This is a genomic window from Umezawaea sp. (assembly GCF_057122925.1).
The window spans coordinates 15,985-36,010 of the sequence record NZ_DBNGPQ010000073.1; the positions used below are offsets into that span (position 1 = coordinate 15,985).

At 72.2% G+C, this 20,026-nt stretch carries 17 protein-coding genes; 14 read left to right on the forward strand and 3 right to left on the reverse strand.

All coding sequences use genetic code 11. The features are described from left to right. Nucleotides 1–132: 132 nt before the first annotated feature. Nucleotides 133–501, forward strand: coding sequence for an SPW repeat protein (locus tag AC156L_RS16250; protein ID WP_330873819.1), 369 nt, complete (start codon nt 133–135; stop codon nt 499–501). A gap of 66 nt (nt 502–567) precedes the next feature. After that, entirely contained in the window at nt 568–1,122 is a 555-nt protein-coding gene (locus AC156L_RS16255) for a TetR/AcrR family transcriptional regulator (protein ID WP_330873820.1), read from the forward strand. Here the strand turns inward: AC156L_RS16255 and mce are convergent. Then, on the reverse strand, nt 1,106–1,555 hold the full coding sequence (gene mce, locus AC156L_RS16260) for a methylmalonyl-CoA epimerase (protein ID WP_330873821.1): 450 nt from the start codon (nt 1,553–1,555) through the stop codon (nt 1,106–1,108). The two genes, AC156L_RS16255 and mce, sit on opposite strands and share 17 nt — an antisense overlap. A 119-nt stretch (nt 1,556–1,674) precedes the next feature. On the opposite strand from mce, the gene AC156L_RS16265 reads away from it, so the two are divergent. From AC156L_RS16265 to AC156L_RS16290, 6 genes are all read left to right on the forward strand, one after another. After that, a complete protein-coding gene (locus AC156L_RS16265; protein WP_330873822.1) occupies nt 1,675–2,862 on the forward strand; it encodes an acetyl-CoA C-acetyltransferase in 1,188 nt (395 codons plus the stop codon). Nucleotides 2,863–2,865: 3 nt separating this feature from the next. Then, nucleotides 2,866–3,831, forward strand: a complete 966-nt coding sequence (meaB, locus tag AC156L_RS16270; RefSeq protein ID WP_330873823.1) for a methylmalonyl Co-A mutase-associated GTPase MeaB — start codon at nt 2,866–2,868, stop codon at nt 3,829–3,831. Nucleotides 3,832–3,913: 82 nt separating this feature from the next. Then, complete coding sequence (locus tag AC156L_RS16275; RefSeq protein WP_330873824.1) at nt 3,914–4,339, forward strand: pyridoxamine 5'-phosphate oxidase family protein; 426 nt, start codon at nt 3,914–3,916, stop codon at nt 4,337–4,339. A 96-nt stretch (nt 4,340–4,435) separates the two neighbouring features. After that, the gene (locus tag AC156L_RS16280; protein WP_330873825.1) at nt 4,436–6,112 is read left to right on the forward strand and encodes a GAF domain-containing sensor histidine kinase; all 1,677 of its coding nucleotides are present in this window, start codon (nt 4,436–4,438) and stop codon (nt 6,110–6,112) included. After that, nucleotides 6,109–6,765, forward strand: a complete 657-nt coding sequence (locus AC156L_RS16285; protein WP_330873826.1) for a response regulator transcription factor — start codon at nt 6,109–6,111, stop codon at nt 6,763–6,765. Before AC156L_RS16280 ends, AC156L_RS16285 begins: the two co-directional genes overlap by 4 nt. Nucleotides 6,766–6,844: 79 nt before the next feature. Next, a complete protein-coding gene (locus AC156L_RS16290; protein ID WP_330873827.1) occupies nt 6,845–9,955 on the forward strand; it encodes an amidohydrolase family protein in 3,111 nt (1,036 codons plus the stop codon). A gap of 45 nt (nt 9,956–10,000) precedes the next feature. Here the strand turns inward: AC156L_RS16290 and AC156L_RS16295 are convergent, their stop codons facing one another. Beyond that, on the reverse strand, nt 10,001–11,584 hold the full coding sequence (locus AC156L_RS16295) for an alpha/beta hydrolase (protein ID WP_330873828.1): 1,584 nt from the start codon (nt 11,582–11,584) through the stop codon (nt 10,001–10,003). 155 nt (nt 11,585–11,739) lie between these two features. Between AC156L_RS16295 and AC156L_RS16300 the strand changes: the two genes are divergently transcribed. Next, nucleotides 11,740–12,738: a hypothetical protein gene (locus tag AC156L_RS16300; protein WP_330873829.1), complete on the forward strand. Its 999-nt coding sequence runs from the start codon at nt 11,740–11,742 to the stop codon at nt 12,736–12,738. A gap of 3 nt (nt 12,739–12,741) precedes the next feature. Here AC156L_RS16300 and AC156L_RS16305 read toward each other — a convergent pair whose 3' ends face one another. After that, entirely contained in the window at nt 12,742–14,961 is a 2,220-nt protein-coding gene (locus tag AC156L_RS16305) for a GH92 family glycosyl hydrolase (protein WP_330873830.1), read from the reverse strand. A gap of 236 nt (nt 14,962–15,197) precedes the next feature. Here AC156L_RS16305 and AC156L_RS16310 point away from each other — a divergent pair, with 236 nt between their 5' ends. From AC156L_RS16310 to AC156L_RS16330, 5 genes are read left to right on the forward strand one after another with little or no spacing between them, the layout of a single operon-like run. Continuing rightward, entirely contained in the window at nt 15,198–16,181 is a 984-nt protein-coding gene (locus AC156L_RS16310) for a LacI family DNA-binding transcriptional regulator (protein WP_330873831.1), read from the forward strand. Beyond that, nucleotides 16,178–17,185, forward strand: coding sequence for a class I mannose-6-phosphate isomerase (locus tag AC156L_RS16315; protein WP_330873832.1), 1,008 nt, complete (start codon nt 16,178–16,180; stop codon nt 17,183–17,185). Before AC156L_RS16310 ends, AC156L_RS16315 begins: the two co-directional genes overlap by 4 nt. 11 nt (nt 17,186–17,196) lie before the next feature. Then, a complete protein-coding gene (locus AC156L_RS16320; RefSeq protein WP_330873833.1) occupies nt 17,197–17,961 on the forward strand; it encodes an ATP-binding cassette domain-containing protein in 765 nt (254 codons plus the stop codon). Further along, complete coding sequence (locus AC156L_RS16325; RefSeq protein ID WP_484406983.1) at nt 17,958–18,971, forward strand: ABC transporter permease; 1,014 nt, start codon at nt 17,958–17,960, stop codon at nt 18,969–18,971. Before AC156L_RS16320 ends, AC156L_RS16325 begins: the two co-directional genes overlap by 4 nt. Nucleotides 18,972–18,981: 10 nt before the next feature. Continuing rightward, complete coding sequence (locus tag AC156L_RS16330) at nt 18,982–19,959, forward strand: ABC transporter substrate-binding protein (RefSeq protein ID WP_330873835.1); 978 nt, start codon at nt 18,982–18,984, stop codon at nt 19,957–19,959. The last annotated feature ends 67 nt before the right edge of the window (nt 19,960–20,026 follow it).

Consider the following 20,026-nt stretch of genomic DNA (forward strand, 5'->3'; position numbering starts at 1 on the left):
GCCGGAGGTTACCGACGAGTAACCGATTCAGAACGACCGTTGTGAGCCAGGGCACGGAAAGTAATGTTGACCGGTCGGCCAATCAAGGCGGACCATCGGTGGTGTCCCTCTCCAGGACGGAGGTAAAGGATCATGGACAAGGCGTGGACCAGGTGGCAGGACTGGGCGGAGGTCGTGATCGGCGTCGTGGTGCTCTTGGCCCCGATCGTCGTCGACACCACCAACGGCGCGATGTGGACGATGATCGTGCTGGGAGCCCTGATCGCCATCGACGGACTGGCGTCGCTCGCGGCGCCCGCGATGGTGTACGGCGAGTGGTTCCAGATGGTGCTGGGCGTGCTGTTGTTCATCTCGCCGTTCGTGATCGGCTACACCGACCTCACCGGCGCCGCCTGGACGTCGTGGGTCGCCGGTGTGCTGACCGTCGCGGCGGGGGCCATCGCCCTCCCGGCCGCGAACAGCGCCCACTCGGGACGTTCGGGGCTGGCGGGCCAGCACTGACGGCAGGACAGGTCGGGGCTCACGACTCGCGGGTCGTGAGCCCCTCGCACGTCGAGGAGGCCGATCGTGGCTGAGGACGGGTCGGCCAGGGAGCGCATCCTCGTGGCCGCCGAGGAGCTGTTCGCCGAGCTGGGTTTCGACGCCACGCCGACGTCGCGCATCGCGGAGCGGGCCGGGGTGCCGAAGGGCCTCGTGCACTACTACTTCCGCCGCAAACCCGACCTGCTGGCCGCGCTCGTGCGCAGGCTGCCCAGCGGCGCCGTCGACCCCGATCTGGTCGTGGTCGACGGCGACATCGCGGCCAGCCTCGCCGAGCTGGTGGCCGTGCTGGACGCCAGGAGCGACGCGTCCCCGCTGCTCTCGCACCTGCTGTGGCGCGAGGCCGACACCCACCCGGACGTGCGCGACGCCCTGCACGAGCGGCACCGCGCGGTCGCGGTCCAGGTCCGCGACGTCATCCTCGCCGCCGGTGGTCCCGCCGTGGCGGGCAAGGACGTCGACAGCGCGGCCGCCCTCGTGGCGCTCGCCGTGAGCTACCGGCACTCGGTCGCCCGGCACAGCCCCGAGGAGGACCGGCTGATGGACCGCGAGCTGGCCTTCGTGGCTAGTGCGCTCGCGTAGCGGGCTCGACCAGCTCCACCAGCACGCCGCCCGCGTCCTTCGGGTGGACGAAGTTGACCCGGCTGCCGGACGTGCCGCGCCTGGCCTCCTCGTAGAGCAGCCGCAGGCCCTTGGTGCGCAGCGCGGCGGCCGCCGCGTCCACATCGGACACCCGGTAGGCCAGCTGCTGGAGCCCCGGACCCGAGCGGCCGATGAACTTCGCGATCGTCGACGTCTCGTTCAGCGGCGCGAGCAGCTGCACGGCCGGTCCGGTGCCGTCGTCGCCGGGCGCGCGGAGCATGGCCTCGTGGACGCCCTGCTCCTCGTTGACCTCGGTGTGCGCCACCTCCAGGCCGAAGTTGTCCCGGTGGAACGCGATGGCGGCGTCGAGGTCCGGCACGGCGATGCCGACGTGGTCGATGGCGGTGACGAGACCGCGGAGTGCTTCCTGCATCGGGCCAGCGTAGTGACGGAATCGGTCTAGCGGCAGTTGTGCGGCGCCTCACAGGGGTACCGCCCGGTAACCCTGGGTATCGTGTGAAGTTAACGCTCGCTCACCTCCTGGAGGCTCTTGTGTCCGGTTCCGTCATCGTCGCCGGTGCCCGTACCCCGATGGGCAGGCTGCTCGGGCAGCTCAAGGACTTCTCGGGCGCGCAGCTCGGCGGCGTCGCGATCAGGGCGGCGCTCGACCGGGCCGGTGTCGCCCCGGAGCAGGTGCAGTACGTGATCATGGGCCAGGTGCTGACGGCCGGAGCGGGCCAGATCCCGGCCCGCCAGGCCGCCGTGGCCGGTGGCATCCCGATGAGCGTGCCCGCGCTGACGATTAACAAGGTGTGCCTGTCGGGCGTGGACGCCATCGCGCTCGCCGACCAGCTGATCCGCGCGGGGGAGTTCGACATCGTCGTTGCGGGCGGCCAGGAGTCGATGACCCAGGCGCCCCACCTGGTGCAGAAGTCGCGCGGCGGCTTCAAGTACGGCGACGTGACGATGGTCGACCACATGGCCAACGACGGCCTGTTCTGCGCGTTCGACCAGGTCGCCATGGGCGCGTCGACGGAGAAGTACAACGGCCGCTACGAGCTGACCCGCGAGCAGCAGGACGAGTTCGCCGCCCGCTCGCACCAGCGCGCCGCCGCGGCGATCGAGAAGGGCCTGTTCGCGCAGGAGATCGCACCGGTCAGCATCCCGCAGCGCAAGGGTGAGCCGGTCGTGGTCAGCACCGACGAGGGCGTGCGGCCGGACACGACCGTCGACACGCTCGGCAAGCTGCGCCCCGCGTTCGCCGCCGACGGCACGATCACCGCGGGCTCGGCCTCGCCGATCTCCGACGGCGCCGCCGCCGTGGTCGTGATGAGCAAGGCCAAGGCCGAGGAGCTGGGCCTGGCCTGGATCGCCGAGATCGGCGCGCACGGCGTCGTGGCCGGGCCGGACGCGAGCCTGCACGAGCAGCCCGCGAACGCGATCAAGGCCGCCTGCGCCAAGGAGGGCATCGACCCCGCCGACCTGGACCTCGTCGAGATCAACGAGGCGTTCGCGGCCGTCGGCATCGTGTCCGCGCGGCAGCTCGGCGTGTCCGAGGACAAGGTCAACGTCAACGGCGGCGCCATCGCCCTCGGCCACCCGATCGGCATGTCCGGCGCCCGCATCGCGCTGCACCTCGCGCTGGAGCTCCAGCGCCGCGGTGGCGGCGTCGGCGCGGCCGCCCTGTGCGGTGGCGGCGGTCAGGGCGACGCGCTCATCGTGCGGGTCCCTAAGGTCTGACGTGTGACGCGGACTGTTGAGGTATCCGACCTGGTCGACCGCGCGCGGGCCGGACAGCCCCGCGCGGTCGCCAGGCTGATCTCCCTGGTCGAGGACGCGAGTCCGCACCTGCGCGAGGTCGCCGAGGTGTTGGCGCCGTTGACCGGTCGGGCCCGCGTGATCGGCCTGACCGGCCCGCCCGGCGTCGGCAAGTCGACGTCCACGTCCGTGCTGGTCTCGGCGTTCCGCGAGCAGGGCAAACGGGTCGGCGTGCTCGCCGTCGACCCGTCCTCGCCGTTCTCCGGCGGGGCGCTGCTCGGCGACCGGGTGCGGATGCAGGACCACGCCACCGACCCCGGCGTGTTCATCCGCTCCATGGCGACGCGCGGTCACCTCGGCGGCCTGTCGTGGGCCACGCCGCAGGCGCTGCGCGTGCTGGACGCGGCCGGGTTCGACGTGGTGCTGGTCGAGACCGTCGGCGTCGGCCAGTCCGAGGTCGAGGTCGTCTCGCTGGCCGACAGCACGCTGGTGCTGCTCGCGCCCGGCATGGGCGACGGCATCCAGGCCGCCAAGGCGGGCATCCTGGAGGTCGCGGACGTGTTCGTGGTCAACAAGGCCGACCGCGACGGCGCCGACGCGACCGCGCGCGACCTCAAGTACATGATCTCGCTGGGCAGGCGCGACCGCGAGGGGCCGTCGTGGCGGCCCCCGATCGTGAAGACCGTCGCGGCCAGGGGCGAGGGCGTCACCGAGCTGGTCGAGGCGGTCGACGCCCACCACGCGTGGATGACCGAGCACGGCGAGCTGGAGCGCAGGCGCGCCCAGCGGGCGGCGAGCGAGGTCGAGGCCATCGCCGTCGCCCAGCTCCGGTCGCGCATCGGTGACCTGCGCGGGGGCGCCGCGCTGGAGCAGCTCGCGAAGCGCGTCGCCATCGGGGAACTCGATCCCTACACCGCGGCCGATCACCTGATCGAGGGGCTCCAGGCGTAGGCCGGGCCTTCCGACTCTAGGCAACGGTGCACGAACAGCAGACCGTATTGGTTTCGCGCTCACCGCCTAGAGAGGTGCCACCGTGGACTCCGCAGAGGTGGATTCCGCAGGCTTGGAGGTGCTCTCCCGCCGGGACTGCCTCGGACTCCTCGCCTCGGTCACCATCGGCAGGCTGGTGTTCACCGACCGGGCCCTGCCCGCGGTGCAGCCGGTGGCGTTCGTCCTGCACGACGAGGGTGTGGTGGTCCGGCTGGCCGCGGGCAGCCCGGCACTGGCGGCGGGCGGCGCCGTCGTGGCGTTCGAGATCGACAACATCGCCCACGACCTCCGCGAGGGCTGGAGCGTCACGGTCGTCGGCCACGCGCACGAGGTCCGCGACCCGGAGTGGCTGAGGAGGCTGGCGGAGCTGAGGCTGCCGTCCCGCGGCGAAGGCGTGACGGACCGCTACCTGGTCATCACGATCGAGGTGGTGACCGGCACCCGGATCCCGATGCCGCGTCTGGGCTGATCGCCCGGAACAGGGGTTCGGTCACCAATGCGGCACTCCCGCTGACTACGGAGAGCAGTTACCCTCGTGCACGTCCCCACGAAAGGGATGGGTCACGTGGTCGGTTCGGGCGGATCGCACGCACTGCGACTGGACGGTCTCCTGCGCAAGCTGACCGAACGCACCACCGACGCGTCGGTCTCGCAGGAACGGCTGCACCTGCTGCTCAGCGCCGTCGTCTCCCTGGCCAGCGACCTCTCCCTCCCCGACGTGCTGCGCCGCGTGGTCGAGTCGTCGTGCAGCCTGGTCGGCGCCCGCTACGGAGCGCTCACGGTGGTCAGCCCCGACCGCCGCCTGCTGGAGTTCACCTACGTCGGCTCCGACGGCGACGCGGGCGTGGACCGGGACGCGCTGCCGAGGGTGCGCTCCCACCCGGACCCCAGCGGTGCCGCGGGCGAGTCCGGCGCCTGCCTCCGGCTGCCCGTGCACCTGCGCACCGAGGTCTTCGGCAACCTGTACCTGGCGGACAGGGAGGACGGCGGCGAGTTCACCGAGGTGGACGTCGAGATCGTCACCGCCGTCGCCGCCGCCGCGGGCATCGCGATCGAGAACGCCCGCCTCTACGAGCAGACCCGGCAGCGCGAGGTGTGGCACCGCGCGTCCAACGAGGTCACGCTCGCGCTGCTCACCGGCATCCCCGGCCACGACGCGCTCAGCCAGGTGGCCGCGCAGGCCCGCGGCGCGGCGGACGGGATCGCCGCCGCGCTCGTCCTGCCCGACCACCGGGGCGAGCTGGTGCTGGAGGTCGTGGACGGGATCCTCGGCAGGCACGCGAAGGGCTTCACCGTGCCCGGCGCCGCGGCGTCCTGGGAGGTCTTCTCCACCGGCAAGGCGAAGGTGATCGACCGGCTCGCGCAGGCGGCGCCGTGGCCGGAGGACGTCAACCCCGGCCTGGTGGAGGACTTCGGCCGGATCGGGCCGATCGTGCTGGTGCCGATGGCCGCGGGCGACCGCGTGCTCGGCGTGCTCCTGGTGGCACGCCCCCACGGGCACCCCCCGTTCAACACCGCCGACGTGGAGCTGGTGGAGTCGTTCGCGTCGCAGGCGGCGCTGGTGCTGGAGTTCACCCGCGCGCAGGAGGACAGCAGGCGGCTCGCGATCCTGGAGGACCGCGACCGCATCGCGCGCGACCTGCACGACCTGGTGATCCAGCGTCTGTTCGGGCTGGGGCTGGGGTTGCAGGGCCTCAACGGCTCGGTCGACCAGCCGATGGTCGCGGCCAGGCTGGCCGGGTTCATCGAGGAGGTCGACCACACCATCCGCGAGATCCGGCGGACCATCTTCTCCCTGCACGAACCGCCCAGCGGCGGCATCAGCCTGCGCGGCCAGCTGCTGCGCGCGGTGCGGGAGTCGACGCGGCTGCTGGGGTTCGAGCCGACCGTGGCGCTGGACGGCCCGCTCGACTCGGTCGTGCCGGACCCCGTGCGCCCCGACCTGCTGGCCTGCCTGCGCGAGGCGTTGACCAACGCCGCCCGGCACGCGTGCGCCACGTCGGTCTCGGTCTCCATCGCGGTGGACCGGGCGGCCACGGCGCTGGAACTGGTCGTGCGCGACAACGGGAGGGGCCTGCCCGAGCTCCGGGGCAGGCACAGCGGCGGACTGGTCAACATGTGCGCGCGCGCCGACCGGTGGTCCGGGCGGTGCGCGGTCGACTCCGAACCGGGCCGGGGCGTCGCCGTGGTCTGGTCGGTCCCCCTCGTCCGGCACCACGACTTCGGCTTGGAGGCGGAATGACGATCACCGTGCTGCTGGTGGACGACCACGAGATCGTGCGCCGCGGTCTTCAGCAACTGCTGGCGGTCGAGACCGACATCACCGTGGTGGGCGAGGCGGACACGGCCGCGGCGGCGGTGGCCGCGGCCCCGGTGCTCAAGCCGGACGTGGTGATCATCGACGTGCGGCTGCCGGACGGCAACGGCGTGACCGTGTGCCGGGAGATCCGGTCGACGACGCAGCCGCCGCCCGCGTGCCTGATGCTCACCTCGTACTCCGACGACGAGGCGCTGTTCGGCGCGATCATGGCCGGGGCCGCCGGGTACATGCTCAAGCAGGTGTCCGGCAACGACCTCGTCGCCGCCGTCCGCACGCTCGCCGCGGGCGGGTCGCTGCTGCACGCGGGCGTGACCGCGACCGTGCTGCAACGGCTGCGCAGCGGGCCGGAGGAGGACCCGAGGTACGCGACGCTGAGCCCGCAGGAGCGGCGGATCCTGGACCTGATCGCCGAGGGCCTGACCAACCGGCAGATCGCGCACCGGCTGTACCTGGCGGAGAAGACCGTGAAGAACTACGTGTCGTCGCTGCTGCACAAGCTCGGGTTCGACCGGCGCACGGAGGCGGGCGTGTACGCGGCACGCCGAAGGGACAACGGCTCGCACTCCCCCGGGTGAGACGAAACCGGCCGGTATGACATGTCAACCTGGGTACGGTGGCGGTGGATCATCGTCGCTCATCCCCTGGGGGACTGGCATGGACTCTGACCACTCGAAGCTCAGCCGCCGCGGCCTGCTCCGCGGCGCGGCCGTGCTCGGCGGTGCCGCGATCGTGGGCACACCCGGCGTCGCGGCGGCGCGGGAGCCGTCCGCGGGGACGGCGGGCGGGCGCCGGTTCACCGCCCGCGAGGGCACCGGCATCTCGGCCGCGCTCTCGCCGGACGGCAAGCTGGCCGCGATCGACCTCTACACCGCGATCTGGGTCCTGCCCGCCGGGGGCGGCCGGGCCCGCAGGCTCACCGGCGACGACCAGGACGCCACCCGCCCGCACTTCTCACCGGACTCCAGGACGCTCGTCTTCCAGTCCTACCGGGACGGCAACTACCACCTCTGGACCATCGGCGTCGACGGCGGCGGCCTGCGGCAGCTGACCACCGGCCCCGACGACCACCGCGAGCCCCGGTTCTCCCCGGACGGCACGCGGATCGCGTTCAGCTCCGACGTCGGCGGCAGCTACAACCTGTGGGTGCTCGACCTGCGCACCGGGCGCAAGACCCAGGTGACCAGCACGGACCTCGACGAGGGCGAGCCGAACTGGTCGCCGGACGGCAGCCGGCTCCTGTGCACGGTCGACGGCACCGCGATCGACTCCGTCGACCTCTCGGGCGGCAGGCAGCGGCTGGTCGAGCCGGTGGCCGACACCCGCCTGTTCGGTCCGGGGTTCGCCCCGGACGGCGCGCTGGCCTACACCACGCTGCGCGGCGCCGTGACGGAACTGGTCGTGGACGGCCGGGTCGTGACCGAGGGCGAGGACCTGTTCGGCTTCCCGGTCGCGTGGACGGCGGCGAGCACGGTCCTCTACACCGCCGACGGCGGCCTGCGCACCCGCGACCTCGCGAGCGGGGCCAGGGGCTCGGTGCCGTTCGACGCGACGGTGGACTACCGCAGGCACGAGAACCGGCGCGCGAAGCGGGACGTGTCGTCGCGCGCGCCGCGGCCGGTGCGGGGGATAGCGAGCCCCGTCCTCTCGCCAGACGGGGGGTCGGTCGCGTTCCGGGCGCTGAACGCCCTGTGGCTGCTGCCCGTCGGCGGCCGGCCGCGCAAGCTCGTGGACGACGGCTTCTTCAACTCCGACCCCGACTGGCACCCCGACGGCACGTCGCTGGTGTACTCCAGCGACCGCGGCGGCACGGCGGCGCTGTGGCGGCACGACCTCGCGACCGGTGGGCGGACGAGGCTCACGACCCTGCCCGGCGCGCAGATCACGCCCCGCTGGTCGCCGGACGGCACGCGGATCGCCTACCAGGACGCCGACGGCGCGACCTGGGTGTTCGACGTCGCGGCGGGCACGGCGTCCCGACTGCTCCCGGCCCTGTTCCAGCCCGGTCGCCCCACGTGGTCGCCCGACGGGAAGACCATCGCCCTGGCCGCCGTGAAGCCGTTCACCCGACGCTTCCGCGAGGGCACCAGCCAGGTCCTCACCGTCGGGCTGGACGACGGCGTCGTCCGCTACACCGAGCCCATGCCGTACAGGTCGCTCTCCACCAGGGGTGACGACGGCCCCGTGTGGTCGCCGGACGGCAGGTGGCTCGCGTTCGTCGTCGAGAGCGTCGTGTGGGTCGTCCCCGTCGACGCGCGCGGGGTGTTCACCGGCGAGCCGAGGCAGCTCACCCGCGAGGCGAGCGACGCGCCGTCGTGGAGCGGCGACTCGAAGACCCTGCTGTACCTCAACAACGGCCGGTTGAAGCTGGTCGACGTCCACGGCGGCCGGGCCCGTCCCGTGGAGCTGCCGCTGACCTGGACCCGGTCCCGTCCGCGCGGCAGGACCGTCGTGCGGGCGGGCGCCCTGTGGGACGGCAGGAGCGAGACCCTGCGGCGCGACGCGGACGTGCTGCTCGACGGCGACCGGATCGTCGGGGTGCACGACCGCCGCGACTGGCCCGGACTGTCCGTCGTGGACGCTTCCGGCCTCACGGTGATGCCGGGCCTGATCGACGCGCACAACCACTGGCACCTGCGCGGGCGGCAGTGGGGCGACCGCCAGGGCAGGCTGTGGCTCTCCTACGGCATCACGACCACGCGCTCACCGGGCGACCCGGCGTACCAGATGCTGGAGACCAGGGAGGCGCTCGACTCGGGCGCGCGCGTCGGCCCCCGCTTCTTCGCCACCGGCGAGGCCGTGGACGGCAGCCGGGTCTACTACAACTTCATGCGCCCCACCCGCGGTGAGGACCAGTTGGCGCTGGAGCTGTCGCGGGCCGTCGAACTCGACTACGACCTGATCAAGACCTACGTCCGGCTGCCCGTCGCGTCGCAGCGCGAGGTCGTGGAGATGGCCCACCGCGAGGGGATGCCGCTCAGCTCCCACTACCTCTACCCGGCGGTCAACGTCGGCATGGACGGCATGGAGCACGTCGGCGCCACCAACCGGCTCGGCTACTCCCAGACCACCAGCAGGCTCGGCCGCAGCTACCAGGACGTCACCGGCCTGTTCGCCGCGTCGGGCATGTCGGTCACGCCGACCCTGTTCCACGCCGCGATCCTCTACGCCGACGACCGCTCGCTGCTGGACGACCCGCGCACCAGGGCGCTGCTGCCGCCGTGGGAGTACGCGCGGCTGGAGCAGAAGGTCGCCGACGCGGGCAAGGACACCCCAGCCAACCAGCTGTCCCGCACCGCCCTCCCCGGCTGGGTGGCGATGCTGCTGGCGATCCACCGCGGCGGCGGGTTCGTCATCTCCGGCACCGACGCCCCGCTCGACGACGTGGCGCTGAGCCTGCACCAGAACCTGCGGGCGATGGTCCGGCACGGTTTCACGCCCCACGAGGCCCTCACCACCGCCACCCGCAACCCCGCGCGCTGGCTCGGCCTCGCCGACCGGCTGGGCACCGTGGAGCCGGGCAGGCTCGCGGACCTCGTCGCCGTGCGGGGCAACCCGCTCGCCGACATCACCGCCGCCGCGGCGGTCGAGGTCGTCGTGGCGGGCGGCGTGCCGCACCGGGTCGCCGACCTGGCGGCCCCGTTCACCGATCCGGCCGCGCTGTCGGCCCCGGCCGAGGGGCGCACGGGCGCGGACTACCCGAGCGCCGACCCGGACCTGTTCTGGTGGCACGGCGAACCGGAGTGGGCCGTGCACCACTGCCACTAGTGGCGACGAGGGGGCCCCGGCCGTCGGGGCCCCCTCGTTCCCGGCCTACTCCAGCAGGTCCGCGTACCTCTGGAGCGGGTTCCCGACCGGGTGGTGCGCCTGCGCCGACACACCCGCGGTGGGCACCGGCAGCGGCACCCCGGCGCACGTGAGGTCGCGGGCGGGGACCACGCCGTCGACGATGAACGACTCGACGATCGTGTCCACGCACGTGTTGCCGAACGCGTAGACGCCGTGGTCACCCTCGTCGGTCACGGTCAGCAACCGCGAGCCCGCGAACTTCGCGTGCGCCCGCTGCGCCCCCTCCAGCGGCGTGGCCGGGTCGCGGACGGACTGCACCATCAGGATCGGCGGCACCCCGCGCCCGGTCGGCGCCTTGAGCCGCAACGGCGGCCGGTCCCAGAACGCGCACGGCGCGGCCACGACGTACCAGCCGATCAGCGGGTACAGCGCGCCCTGCCGACCGGACTCCCGGACCAGGTGGTCGCGGTCGCCGCGGAACGGCGTGTCGTTGCAGATGATCGAGTGCAGGGTCCCGTTCGGCGCGTCGGCGAACCGGCCGAGCGCGGCGACCGACCCCCGCTGGTCCACGACGATCTGCCGGAGCTGCGCGAACTGCTCCGCGGCGGGCTGGAAGTTGTACTTGGAGTACTGCGCCCGGAACAGGAACAGGTCGAACAGCACCGACGTGAGCAGCGAGCCGTCCGGCAGCGGCAGCGGGTTCGCGGCCAGCTTCGCCCGGACGTCCTCGTAGTTGAGCCGCACGGCCTCCGCGGTCGTGCCGAGGTGGTAGAGCGAGTCGTACTTCGCCACCCACGGCAGGAAGTCGGTGCGGAAGCGGCGTTCGAAGCCCATGCCGAACGCGCCGAAGATCGTCTGGAACGTCGACGTGAACTCGGTGTTGGAGTCGATCACGAACTTGCCCACGCGGTGCGGGAAGTACGTGGCGTAGTAGGCGCCCAACCAGCTGCCGCCGGAGTACCCGACCCAGTTGACCTTCTCCCGGCCGAGCAGGTGCCGCAGCAGGTCCAGGTCCCGCACGGTCTGCTCGGTGTTGACGACCTTCCCGAACTCGCCGGAGCTGACCTGGCACGCCCGCGCCTGCTGCTCGGCGGCGTCGAACAGCAGTTCCAGGTTGGCCCGACCGCGGTCGCGCGGGTCGGTGATGCCGAGCCAGTCGTAGCCGCCGCAGGTGACGTTCGTGCTGTCACCGGTGCCGCGGACGTCGATCCCGATGATCTCCTGGTCCGCCAGGAGCTTCGGCTGGCCCAGGAACAGCAGCGGGAACGTCCGCCCCGGTCCGCCCGGTCCGCCGGGGTTGGTCAGGACGCTGCCCTTCGCCTCGCCGCTCACCGGCCGCAACCGGCTCACGGCGATCGTGATGTCCTCGCCCCGGCCCGCTCGCCGCCAGTCCTGCGGCGACAGGAACGTGCCGCACTCCAGCCGTTCCCCGCCGGGAGGCAGCCCCTCCGGCGGGTTCTCCTGGTCGAAGCAGGGTGCCCACTCGATCCGCTGCGCCAGGTACCGGTCCGGAACCGGCGCCTCGCGCGCTTCCCGCGCCTGTGCGGGCAGGCCTCCGCCCACCAGCGCTCCGATCAGCGCGATCACCAGCAGTGGTGTTCTCCGCATTGATCCCCCTCAGGATGTCGGAGCCTCCACCTCATCGCTGCGGTGAGGTCCGCCACAACCACCGAAAGTAGAAGGTCTGCTACCCCCGAAGGACTACGCCGTTTCCCACTGAGACGACCTGGGCAGGCCGGCCGTGGATAAGTACTGTTCTTGAGGTGGGGATCTTTCGAAGGAAGCGCCCGGTGGCGGTCGCCCGCGAAGTGATCAGGGATCACACCTACGACGACCCGATCGTCGACATCGCGGCGGAGGAGATGGACGCGGGCCACCTGCGCGCGGCCACGACCGTGCTGGCCGAGTGCCGGGACCAGCCGGAGCTGCGCGCGCTCCGCCTGGAGGTGCTGCGCGACCACGCCGTCGGCCACGCCGACGAGCTGCTTGACCTCGCCAAGAACGCCAACGACCCGGACCTGTGGCTGCTGGCGGGCGCGTCCTTCATCGGCGAGGCCTGGGCCGTGCGCGGCACGGGCAGGGCGGACGACATCGGCGAGGACCGCTTCAAGATGTTCTTCGCGACCCTCCGCAAGGCGGTGTCCCCGCTGCACGAGGCGGCGAACCTCCTGCCGCGCGACGCGGTCCCGTGGGCCCAGTTGCAGACCACGGGCATGGGTCTCCAGGTCGACCGGGGGCAGAAGGACGAGGTGTGGCGGGAGATCGTCCAGCGCTGCCCGACCCTCTACCCGGCCCACTGGGTGCGGGCCCAGATCCTGGCCCCCAAGTGGGGCGGCTCGACCGAGGAGATGATGGCGTTCGCCAAGGGCAGCGTGGACGCGGCGGCCCCCGGCGACCCGGTGGTGGCGATGCTCCCGCTGGCCCACTTCGAGGTCTTCCTGGAGCGCTTCGCCGAAGCCGTCCAGTCCAGGAGCGCGTTGAAGGTCGCCTCGCTGAAGATGCGCTACTTCGGCAAGGTCCACGACGAGATCGCCGAGGCGGCGGACAAGTGGGACATCGCGGTCCCGAGGGTGCACCCGAGGGCCCTCCAGGCGCACAACCTCTTCGCCGCGGCCTTCGCGCTGGCCGACGACGGCCCGAGGGCGAAGCGGCACCTGATCGGGATGCGCGACCACGTGCACGACATCCCGTGGACCTACGTCGCCTACCTCAAGGACGACGTGGAGAAGGAGTACACGGAGTTGGCGAACAAGTACCTGTAGCCCTCACCCCACGAGGGGCGGCGGCGCCCCGCCGGGTCCGGTCGCCCAGTCGGCCTCGCCCGCGTCGGCGGTCACCGCGAACTCCAGCACCGCCCCGTCGCGCAGCTCCTCCAGTTCCACCCAGGCCCGGTCGCGGACCTCGCCGTCCACCACCAGCCCGCGCACGTACTGGAGCACCCCCGGATCGGCCCCGGCGGCCGTGACCACCACGTCGCCGCCCTCCAGGTGGAGCACGGCCCGCTCGTACCGGGGCGCGTGCAGCAGGAACTGCCCGGTCCCCGGCACCACCGGGTACAGGCCCAGCGCGCTCAGCACGTACCAGGCGGACATCTGCCCGAGGTCGTCGTTCCCGGTCACGCCCGCGGGCCCGTCCACGAACAGGGTGTGCGCGGCCCTGACCACCGCCGAGGTCTTCCAGGGCTGCCCCACCAGGACGTACATCCACGGCGCGTGCAGGTCGGGTTCGTTGTTGGGGTTGTAGCGGAACTGGTTGTAGTACTCGTAGGCGCCCACGACCCACCTGTTCCGCGCGGTGCCCGCGGGGTCGTCGACCAGGTCCTCGTAGGCGAAGAAGTCGTCCAGCCTGGCCGCGGCGGCCTCGGCCCCGCCCAGCCTCTCCACCAGCCCCGGCACGTCCTGCTGCACCAGCCACTGGTACTGCCAGGCCGTCCCCTCGTGGAACCCGTCGTCGCCCTGGGGGGTGAACGACGGCAGCCACCCGCCTCCGGCGACGCGGGGCCGGGGGAAGCCGGTGAACCCGCGGTCAGACACCGCCCGGTCCCACAGCGACCGGTAGTTCAGGCCTCGGGCCCGCAGCGCGGCGGCGTCCTCGGCGTGCCCCAGCGCCTCCGCCATCACCGACAGCGAGGCGTCGGCCAGCGCGTACTCCAGCGTCGCGGAGGCCCCGTGGTGCGGGTCGACGTCCTGCCCCTTGCGGGGGAAGTCCCGGTCGTGCGGCACGAACCCGTGGGCCAGGTAGCCGGGGTTGCCCGCCCGGCCGCTGAACCGCGACCCGGCCTCGGGGACCCCGGAGGCGTTCTCCCACAGCGCCCGGTAGGCCTGCTCCTCCACCCCCTCCAGCGCGCCGAACCGCCACAGGTCGACGAGGAACGGCGTGACCGGGTCCCCGGTCATCGTGTTGGTCTCCTGGTTGGCGTAGGCCCACCGCGGCAGCCACCCGCCCTGCTCGTGCACGGCCAGCAGGGACCGCCCGACGTCCCGCGCCCTGCCCGGCCGCAGCAGGGCCAGCAGCTGGTTGTGCCCCCGGTAGGTGTCCCACAGCGAGAAGTACTCGTGGTAGGTCCACCCGTCGGCCACGTGGACCCGCCCGTCGAACCCCCGGTACCGGCCGTCGACGTCGTCGCCCGTCAACGGTTGCAGCAGCACGTGGTAGAGCGCGGTGTAGAACACCGTCCGGTCCACGTCCGAGCCCGAGACCTCCACCGACGACAGCTCGGCCAGCCAGGCCTCCTCGGCGAGGGCCCGCAGCGCGTCGAACGACTTCCCCCGCGCCTCCTCCAGGTTCCGCGCCGCCCCCTCGGGGTCCACCTGGGAGAGCGCGGTCGCGGCCGTCACCGGCCCCGGCGGGAACGTGACCCAGGCACCCCGCAACCCCGACGCGCCGGAGGCGCCGCCCCACACCCCCGAGGTCAGGAACGGCCGGTCGAACGTGGTCGTGAAGTGCGTGACGTAGGGCCGTCCGCCGCAGAACGCCTGCGCCGTGACGGTCCCGGCGATCGTCCGGTCGTCCACCACCCGCACGGCGCTGGCGAACACCGGCTCCTTGTCGTTGGCCTGCCCCACGTTCACCAGCACGGTCCCGCCGACCCCGTCGGGGAACGTGAACCTCTCCACCCCGCACCGCAGGGTCGCGGTGCACTCCGCGGTGATCCCGCCCTCCAGCGCGACCCGGTAGTAGCCGGGCTTCCCGACCTCGCCGTCGTGGGTGTACCGGGCCCCGTAGACCCGGTGGTCGAACGTCCGGGGCAGCGGCCCGACGATCGGCAGGATCGACACCAGCCCGCCCTGCTCCCAGCACCCGGCGCCGGACAGGAAGAAGTGCCCGAACCCCCGGATCACCGGGTCGTCGTACCGGTACCCCGCGTAGTGCGACCCGATCGGGCTCGACTGGGCCTTCCCGAACGGCATCGACGCGCCGGGGAAGGTGTTCCCGTCGTCCTTCGTCCCGATGAACGTGTTGACGGCCGCGAGAGGAGAGGTCATCAGGCCATTATCGGCGCCGCGGCGGTGATCGGACACTCCTCGTCCTGACACCGTTGTCCACCGCCGCCCGCACCATCCGGTCTGCGACGTATGGCCCCTTGACCAGCTTTACCGGTACCGAAACGTTGACAGGACCTGTCGGATCGGTGTGAAATGCCGCCACTATGACAACGTTGTCCGCGAATGGGGCGTCCGCCGTGGCCGGCGCTGCTGGGCGCAAGGTGCGTCGCGCGACGATGAACGACGTCGCACGGCTGGCCGGCGTCAGCATCAAGACCGTGTCCCGTGTCGTCAACGACGAGCCGGGCGTGCACCCGGCGACCGCCGAGCGCGTTCTGGCGGCCATCGACCAGCTCGGCTTCCGCCGCAACCTCAGCGCGCGCAACCTGCGCCGCGGGTCGTCGACGGGCACGATCGGGTTCGTCCTCGAAGACGTCGCCAACCCCTTCTACTCCGGTGTCACCCGCGCGGTGGAGGAGATCTCCCGCCTGCGCGGCCGCCAGGTGATCACCGGTTCGTCCGACGAGGACCCGGCCCGCGAACGCGAGCTGGCGCTGGAGTTCTGCTCCCGCAGGGTCGACGGGCTGCTGATCGTCCCCGCCGGGCTCCAGCACGGCTACCTCGTGCCCGAGATGCGCGCGGGCACCCCCGTGGTGTTCCTCGACCGCCCGGCGGGCGACGTCGTCGCCGACACCGTGCTGGTCGACAACATCGGCGGCACGGTCGAGGCCGTCGCCCACCTGGCCGCGCACGGCCACCGCCGGATCGCCTTCCTCGGCGACGCCCCGGACATCTTCACCGCCAACGAGCGCTTGCGCGGCTACCGCGAGGGCTGCGTCCGCTCCGGCGTCGGCTACCAGGAGGACCTGGTGGTCATGGGCCCGCACGACGAGCGCAGCATCGCCGCGGCGCTGCACCGGCTGCGCGGCTTCCGCGAGCCCCCGACGGCGCTCGTGACCGGCAACAACCGGATCACCGTCTACGTGCTGCGCGCGCTCGCGGGCACGGTCGACCGCCCCGCGCTCGTCGGCTTCGACGACTTCGAGCTCGCCGACCTCCTCTCCCCACCGGTGACCGTGATCGCGCACGACGCGAGCGCGCTCGGCAAAGCCGCCGGTGACCTCCTCTTCGCCCGTCTGGACGGCGACAGCTCGCCACCGCGCCGCGTCGTGCTGCCGGTGCGCTTGGTACCACGTGGATCAGGGGAGGTTCGTGCGTGAGCTCCGGTGACAGGCCCGTCGTACTACCGGCCAACCAGCCCAGGCAGTTCTACCGGGGTGGGGCGTCGATCGCGGCGTTGAGGGGCGACGAGTCGGCCGACTTCGGCCCCGAGGACTGGGTCGCGTCGACCACGACGCTCTACGGCCGGGACGACGCGGGGCTCTCCACGCTGCCCGACGGCACGCTGCTGCGCGACGCCGTGGCGGCGAACCCGACCGCCTGGCTGGGGGAGCGGCACGTCGCCGAGTTCGGCGCCGACACCGCGCTCCTGGTGAAGCTGCTGGACGCGGGCCAGCGGCTGCCGGTGCACTGCCACCCGTCGAACGAGTTCGCCTCGACCCACCTGAACTGCCGTCACGGCAAGACGGAGTCGTGGATCGTCGTCGGCACCAGCGGTGCCGAGCCGACCGTCTACATCGGATTCCGGGAGGACGTCGAGCCCGAGGTGGTGCGGGGCTGGGTGGCCGCGCAGGACACCGACGACATGCTCGCCGCGCTGAACCCGGTCCGGGTCGCGGCGGGCGACACCGTCTTCGTCCCCGCGGGCCTCCCGCACGCCATCGGCGAGGGCGTCTTCATCGTGGAGCTCCAGCAGCCGACGGACTTCTCCGTCACGTTGGAGTGGAAGGGTTTCCTGGCCAACGCCGACATCGGCCACCTGGGGCTCGGCTACGACGCCGCGCTCGGGTGCGTCGACCGCAGCGGGTGGGCCGGGACCCTCGACACCCTCGTCCGGCGCACGGCGGGCGACACCGCCGAGGTGGTGCCGCTGTTCTCCGAGCAGGCCGACCCGTTCTTCCGGGCCGACCGGCTCCAGGTGAGCGGCTCGCTGGTCCTCGACGCCTCGTTCGCGGTGCTCGTGGTGCTGGAGGGGGAGGGGAAGCTCGGCGACGTGCCCCTGCGCAGGGGCAGCACGGTCGTCGTTCCGCACGGTGCTGGTGAGGAGGTGCTCAACGGTGAGCTCGTCGCGATCCGATGCAGGCCGCCGAGGTTGGTCGGCTGAACGGGTGGTCCATGGCTGACCCGCTGCTCGAAGCCAAGGACCTGGTCAAGCACTACGGCAGCGTGGAGGCGCTGAGGGGGGCGTCGTTCACCGCCTACGAGGGCGAGGTCGTGTCCCTCATCGGCGACAACGGCGCGGGGAAGTCCACCCTGGTCAAGTGCCTGTCGGGCGTGCAGCGGCCGGATTCCGGCTCCCTGGTGCTCGGCGGTCGCGAGGTGGTGCTGGACTCGCCCGTCGCCGCCAGGGAACTGGGGATCGAAACGGTCTTCCAGGACCTGGCGGTGGCCCCGGACCTCGACCCGGCCGCCAACCTCTACCTGGGGCGCGAGCTGCGCAAGCCCGGTCTGCTGGGGATGTTGGGCGTGCTGGACAAGAAGGAGATGCGCCGCCGCGCGACCGCCTCCTTCGAGGACCTGGGCGTGAGCCTCCAGAGCATCGACGTGCCCATCGGCTCGCTGTCCGGCGGGCAGCGCCAGAGCGTCGCCGTGGCCAGGTCGGTGGTGTGGGCCAGCAAGCTCGTCTTCATGGACGAGCCGACGGCGGCGCTGGGCGTCGTGCAGCGCGAGCGCGTCCTGGACGTGATCCGCCGCGTCCGCGACCAGGGCGTGGCCGTGGTGCTCATCAGCCACAACATGCCCGAGGTGCTGGCGGTCTCCGACCGCGTGGAGGTGCTGCGGCTGGGCAGGCGGGTGGCCAGGTTCCAGGCCGCCGACACCACCGTCGAGGAACTGGTGGGCGCCATGACCGGCGCGCTGTCGCAGGAGGACGCCGGATGACGACCACCACCACCCCTGCGCGCGAGTCCCTGCTCAAACGCCTGGCAGGCACGAACACCCTGTGGATCGCGCTGGTCCTGCTGCTGCTGGTCGCGGTGTTCGGCGCGCTGCGCCCGGACGCCGTCCTCACGGTCTTCACGCTCCAGACCACCCTGGTGGAGACGGCGGTGCTGCTGGTGCTGGCCGTCGGCATGACCTTCGTGATCATCACCTCCGGCATCGACCTGTCCGTGGGGTCGGTGCTCGTGTTCTCCGGCGTCACCTCGGCCATGACCATGAACGCGCTGAGCGGCGGCGACGCCACCGGCGCCGGGTGGGGCGTCGTGGCGGTCGGCCTGCTGGTGGCGCTGCTCAGCGGCGCGGCCTGGGGCACGCTCAACGGCGTCCTCATCGCGAAGGCCAAGATCCCGCCGCTGATCGTCACGCTCGGCTCGTTCGGCGCGGCGCTGGGCGCGGGCCAGCTGATCTCCAACGGCTCCAACGTCAGCGGCGTCCCGAACGTGCTGGGCGACAACCTCGGCACCGGCACGACGTTCGGCGTCCCCAACCTCGTGATCCTCGCGGCCGTCGTCACCGCCGCGGGCGCGCTGGTGCTCGGCACGACCAGGTTCGGCAGGCACACCTACGCCATCGGCTCCAACGAGGAGGCCGCGCGGCGGGTGGGCATCTCCGTGACGAACCACCTGATGAAGGTCTACCTGCTGGCGGGCGTCCTGGCGGGGCTGGCGGGCTTCATGGCCATGGCCTACTTCCGGGTCGCCTCCATCACCGGGCACGACACCGACAACCTGAACGCCATCGCGGGCGTCGTCCTCGGCGGCACGTCCCTGTTCGGCGGGGCGGGTTCCGTCGTCGGCACGATCTTCGGCGTCTTCATCCCCGCCGTGCTCCGCAAGGGCTTCGTCATCATCGGCGTCAACGTCTACTGGCAACCCGTCGCGGTCGCCGTCGTCCTGGTCGCCGCAGTCTGGTTCGACCAGTCCCGCCGCAAGGCACGCGATCAACGCTAGGAGGAAGAACGTGTCAACGAGGACAGTTCGCACCCTGGGACTCGCCGCCGCCGCGCTGCTGCTGACGGCCTGCGGCAGCGGCGGCCAGATCGGCGACTCGGGGACCGCGAGCACCGCGAAGAAGATGGTGCTCATCCCCGGTGTCGCCGCTGAACCCTTCTACATCTCCATGGAGTGCGGCTTCCGCGAGGCGGCGAAGGCGGCGGGCTACGAGGTCGACGTCCAGGCCCCCGCCAGGTTCGACGCCACGCTCCAGACGCCGATCGTCACCGGTGTCCTGGCCAACAAGCCGGGTGCGGTGCTGATCGCGCCGACCGACGACAAGGCGCTCGCGGGCCCGATGAGGCAGCTCAAGGACGCGGGCGTGAAGGTGGTCGAGGTGGACACCAAGCTCCAGGACACCTCGATCGCGTCGGCCACCATCTCGTCCGACAACGAGCAGGGCGGCGAGAAGGCGGCCGAGACCCTGGCCGAGCTGGTGGGCGACAAGCAGGGTTCGGTGCTGGTGCTCAACACCAAGGCGGGCACGTCCACGACGGACGCGCGGGCGAAGGGCTTCGAGACCGCGGTCAAGAAGTACCCGAACCTCAAGTACCTGGGCCAGCAGTACACCGACAACGAGCCGGACCAGGCCGCGCAGAAGGTCACCGCGACGCTGGCGGCGAACCCCGACCTGATCGGCGTCTTCGCCACCAACCTCAACACCGGTGAGGGCGCCGCGACCGGCCTGCGCAACGCGGGCAGGACCGGTGCGGTCAACCTGGTCGGGTTCGACGCGAGCCCGAAGCAGGTCCAGGACCTCCAGGCGGGCGTGGTGCAGGCGCTCATCGCCCAGGACCCGGCCACGATCGGCAAGACCGGTGTGGAGCAGGCGCTGGCGGCCATCGAGGGCAAGGAGGTGACGAGGGACACCGAGACCGACCTCGTGGCGATCACCAAGGCCGACGCGGACGCCAACTCGAAGTACTTCTACAAGCAGGCCTGCTGACGGCACCGGGTCGGACGGCACCGCGAGTCGTCCGACCCGGCTACCGAAGTCCCCGTTCCCGGCGACT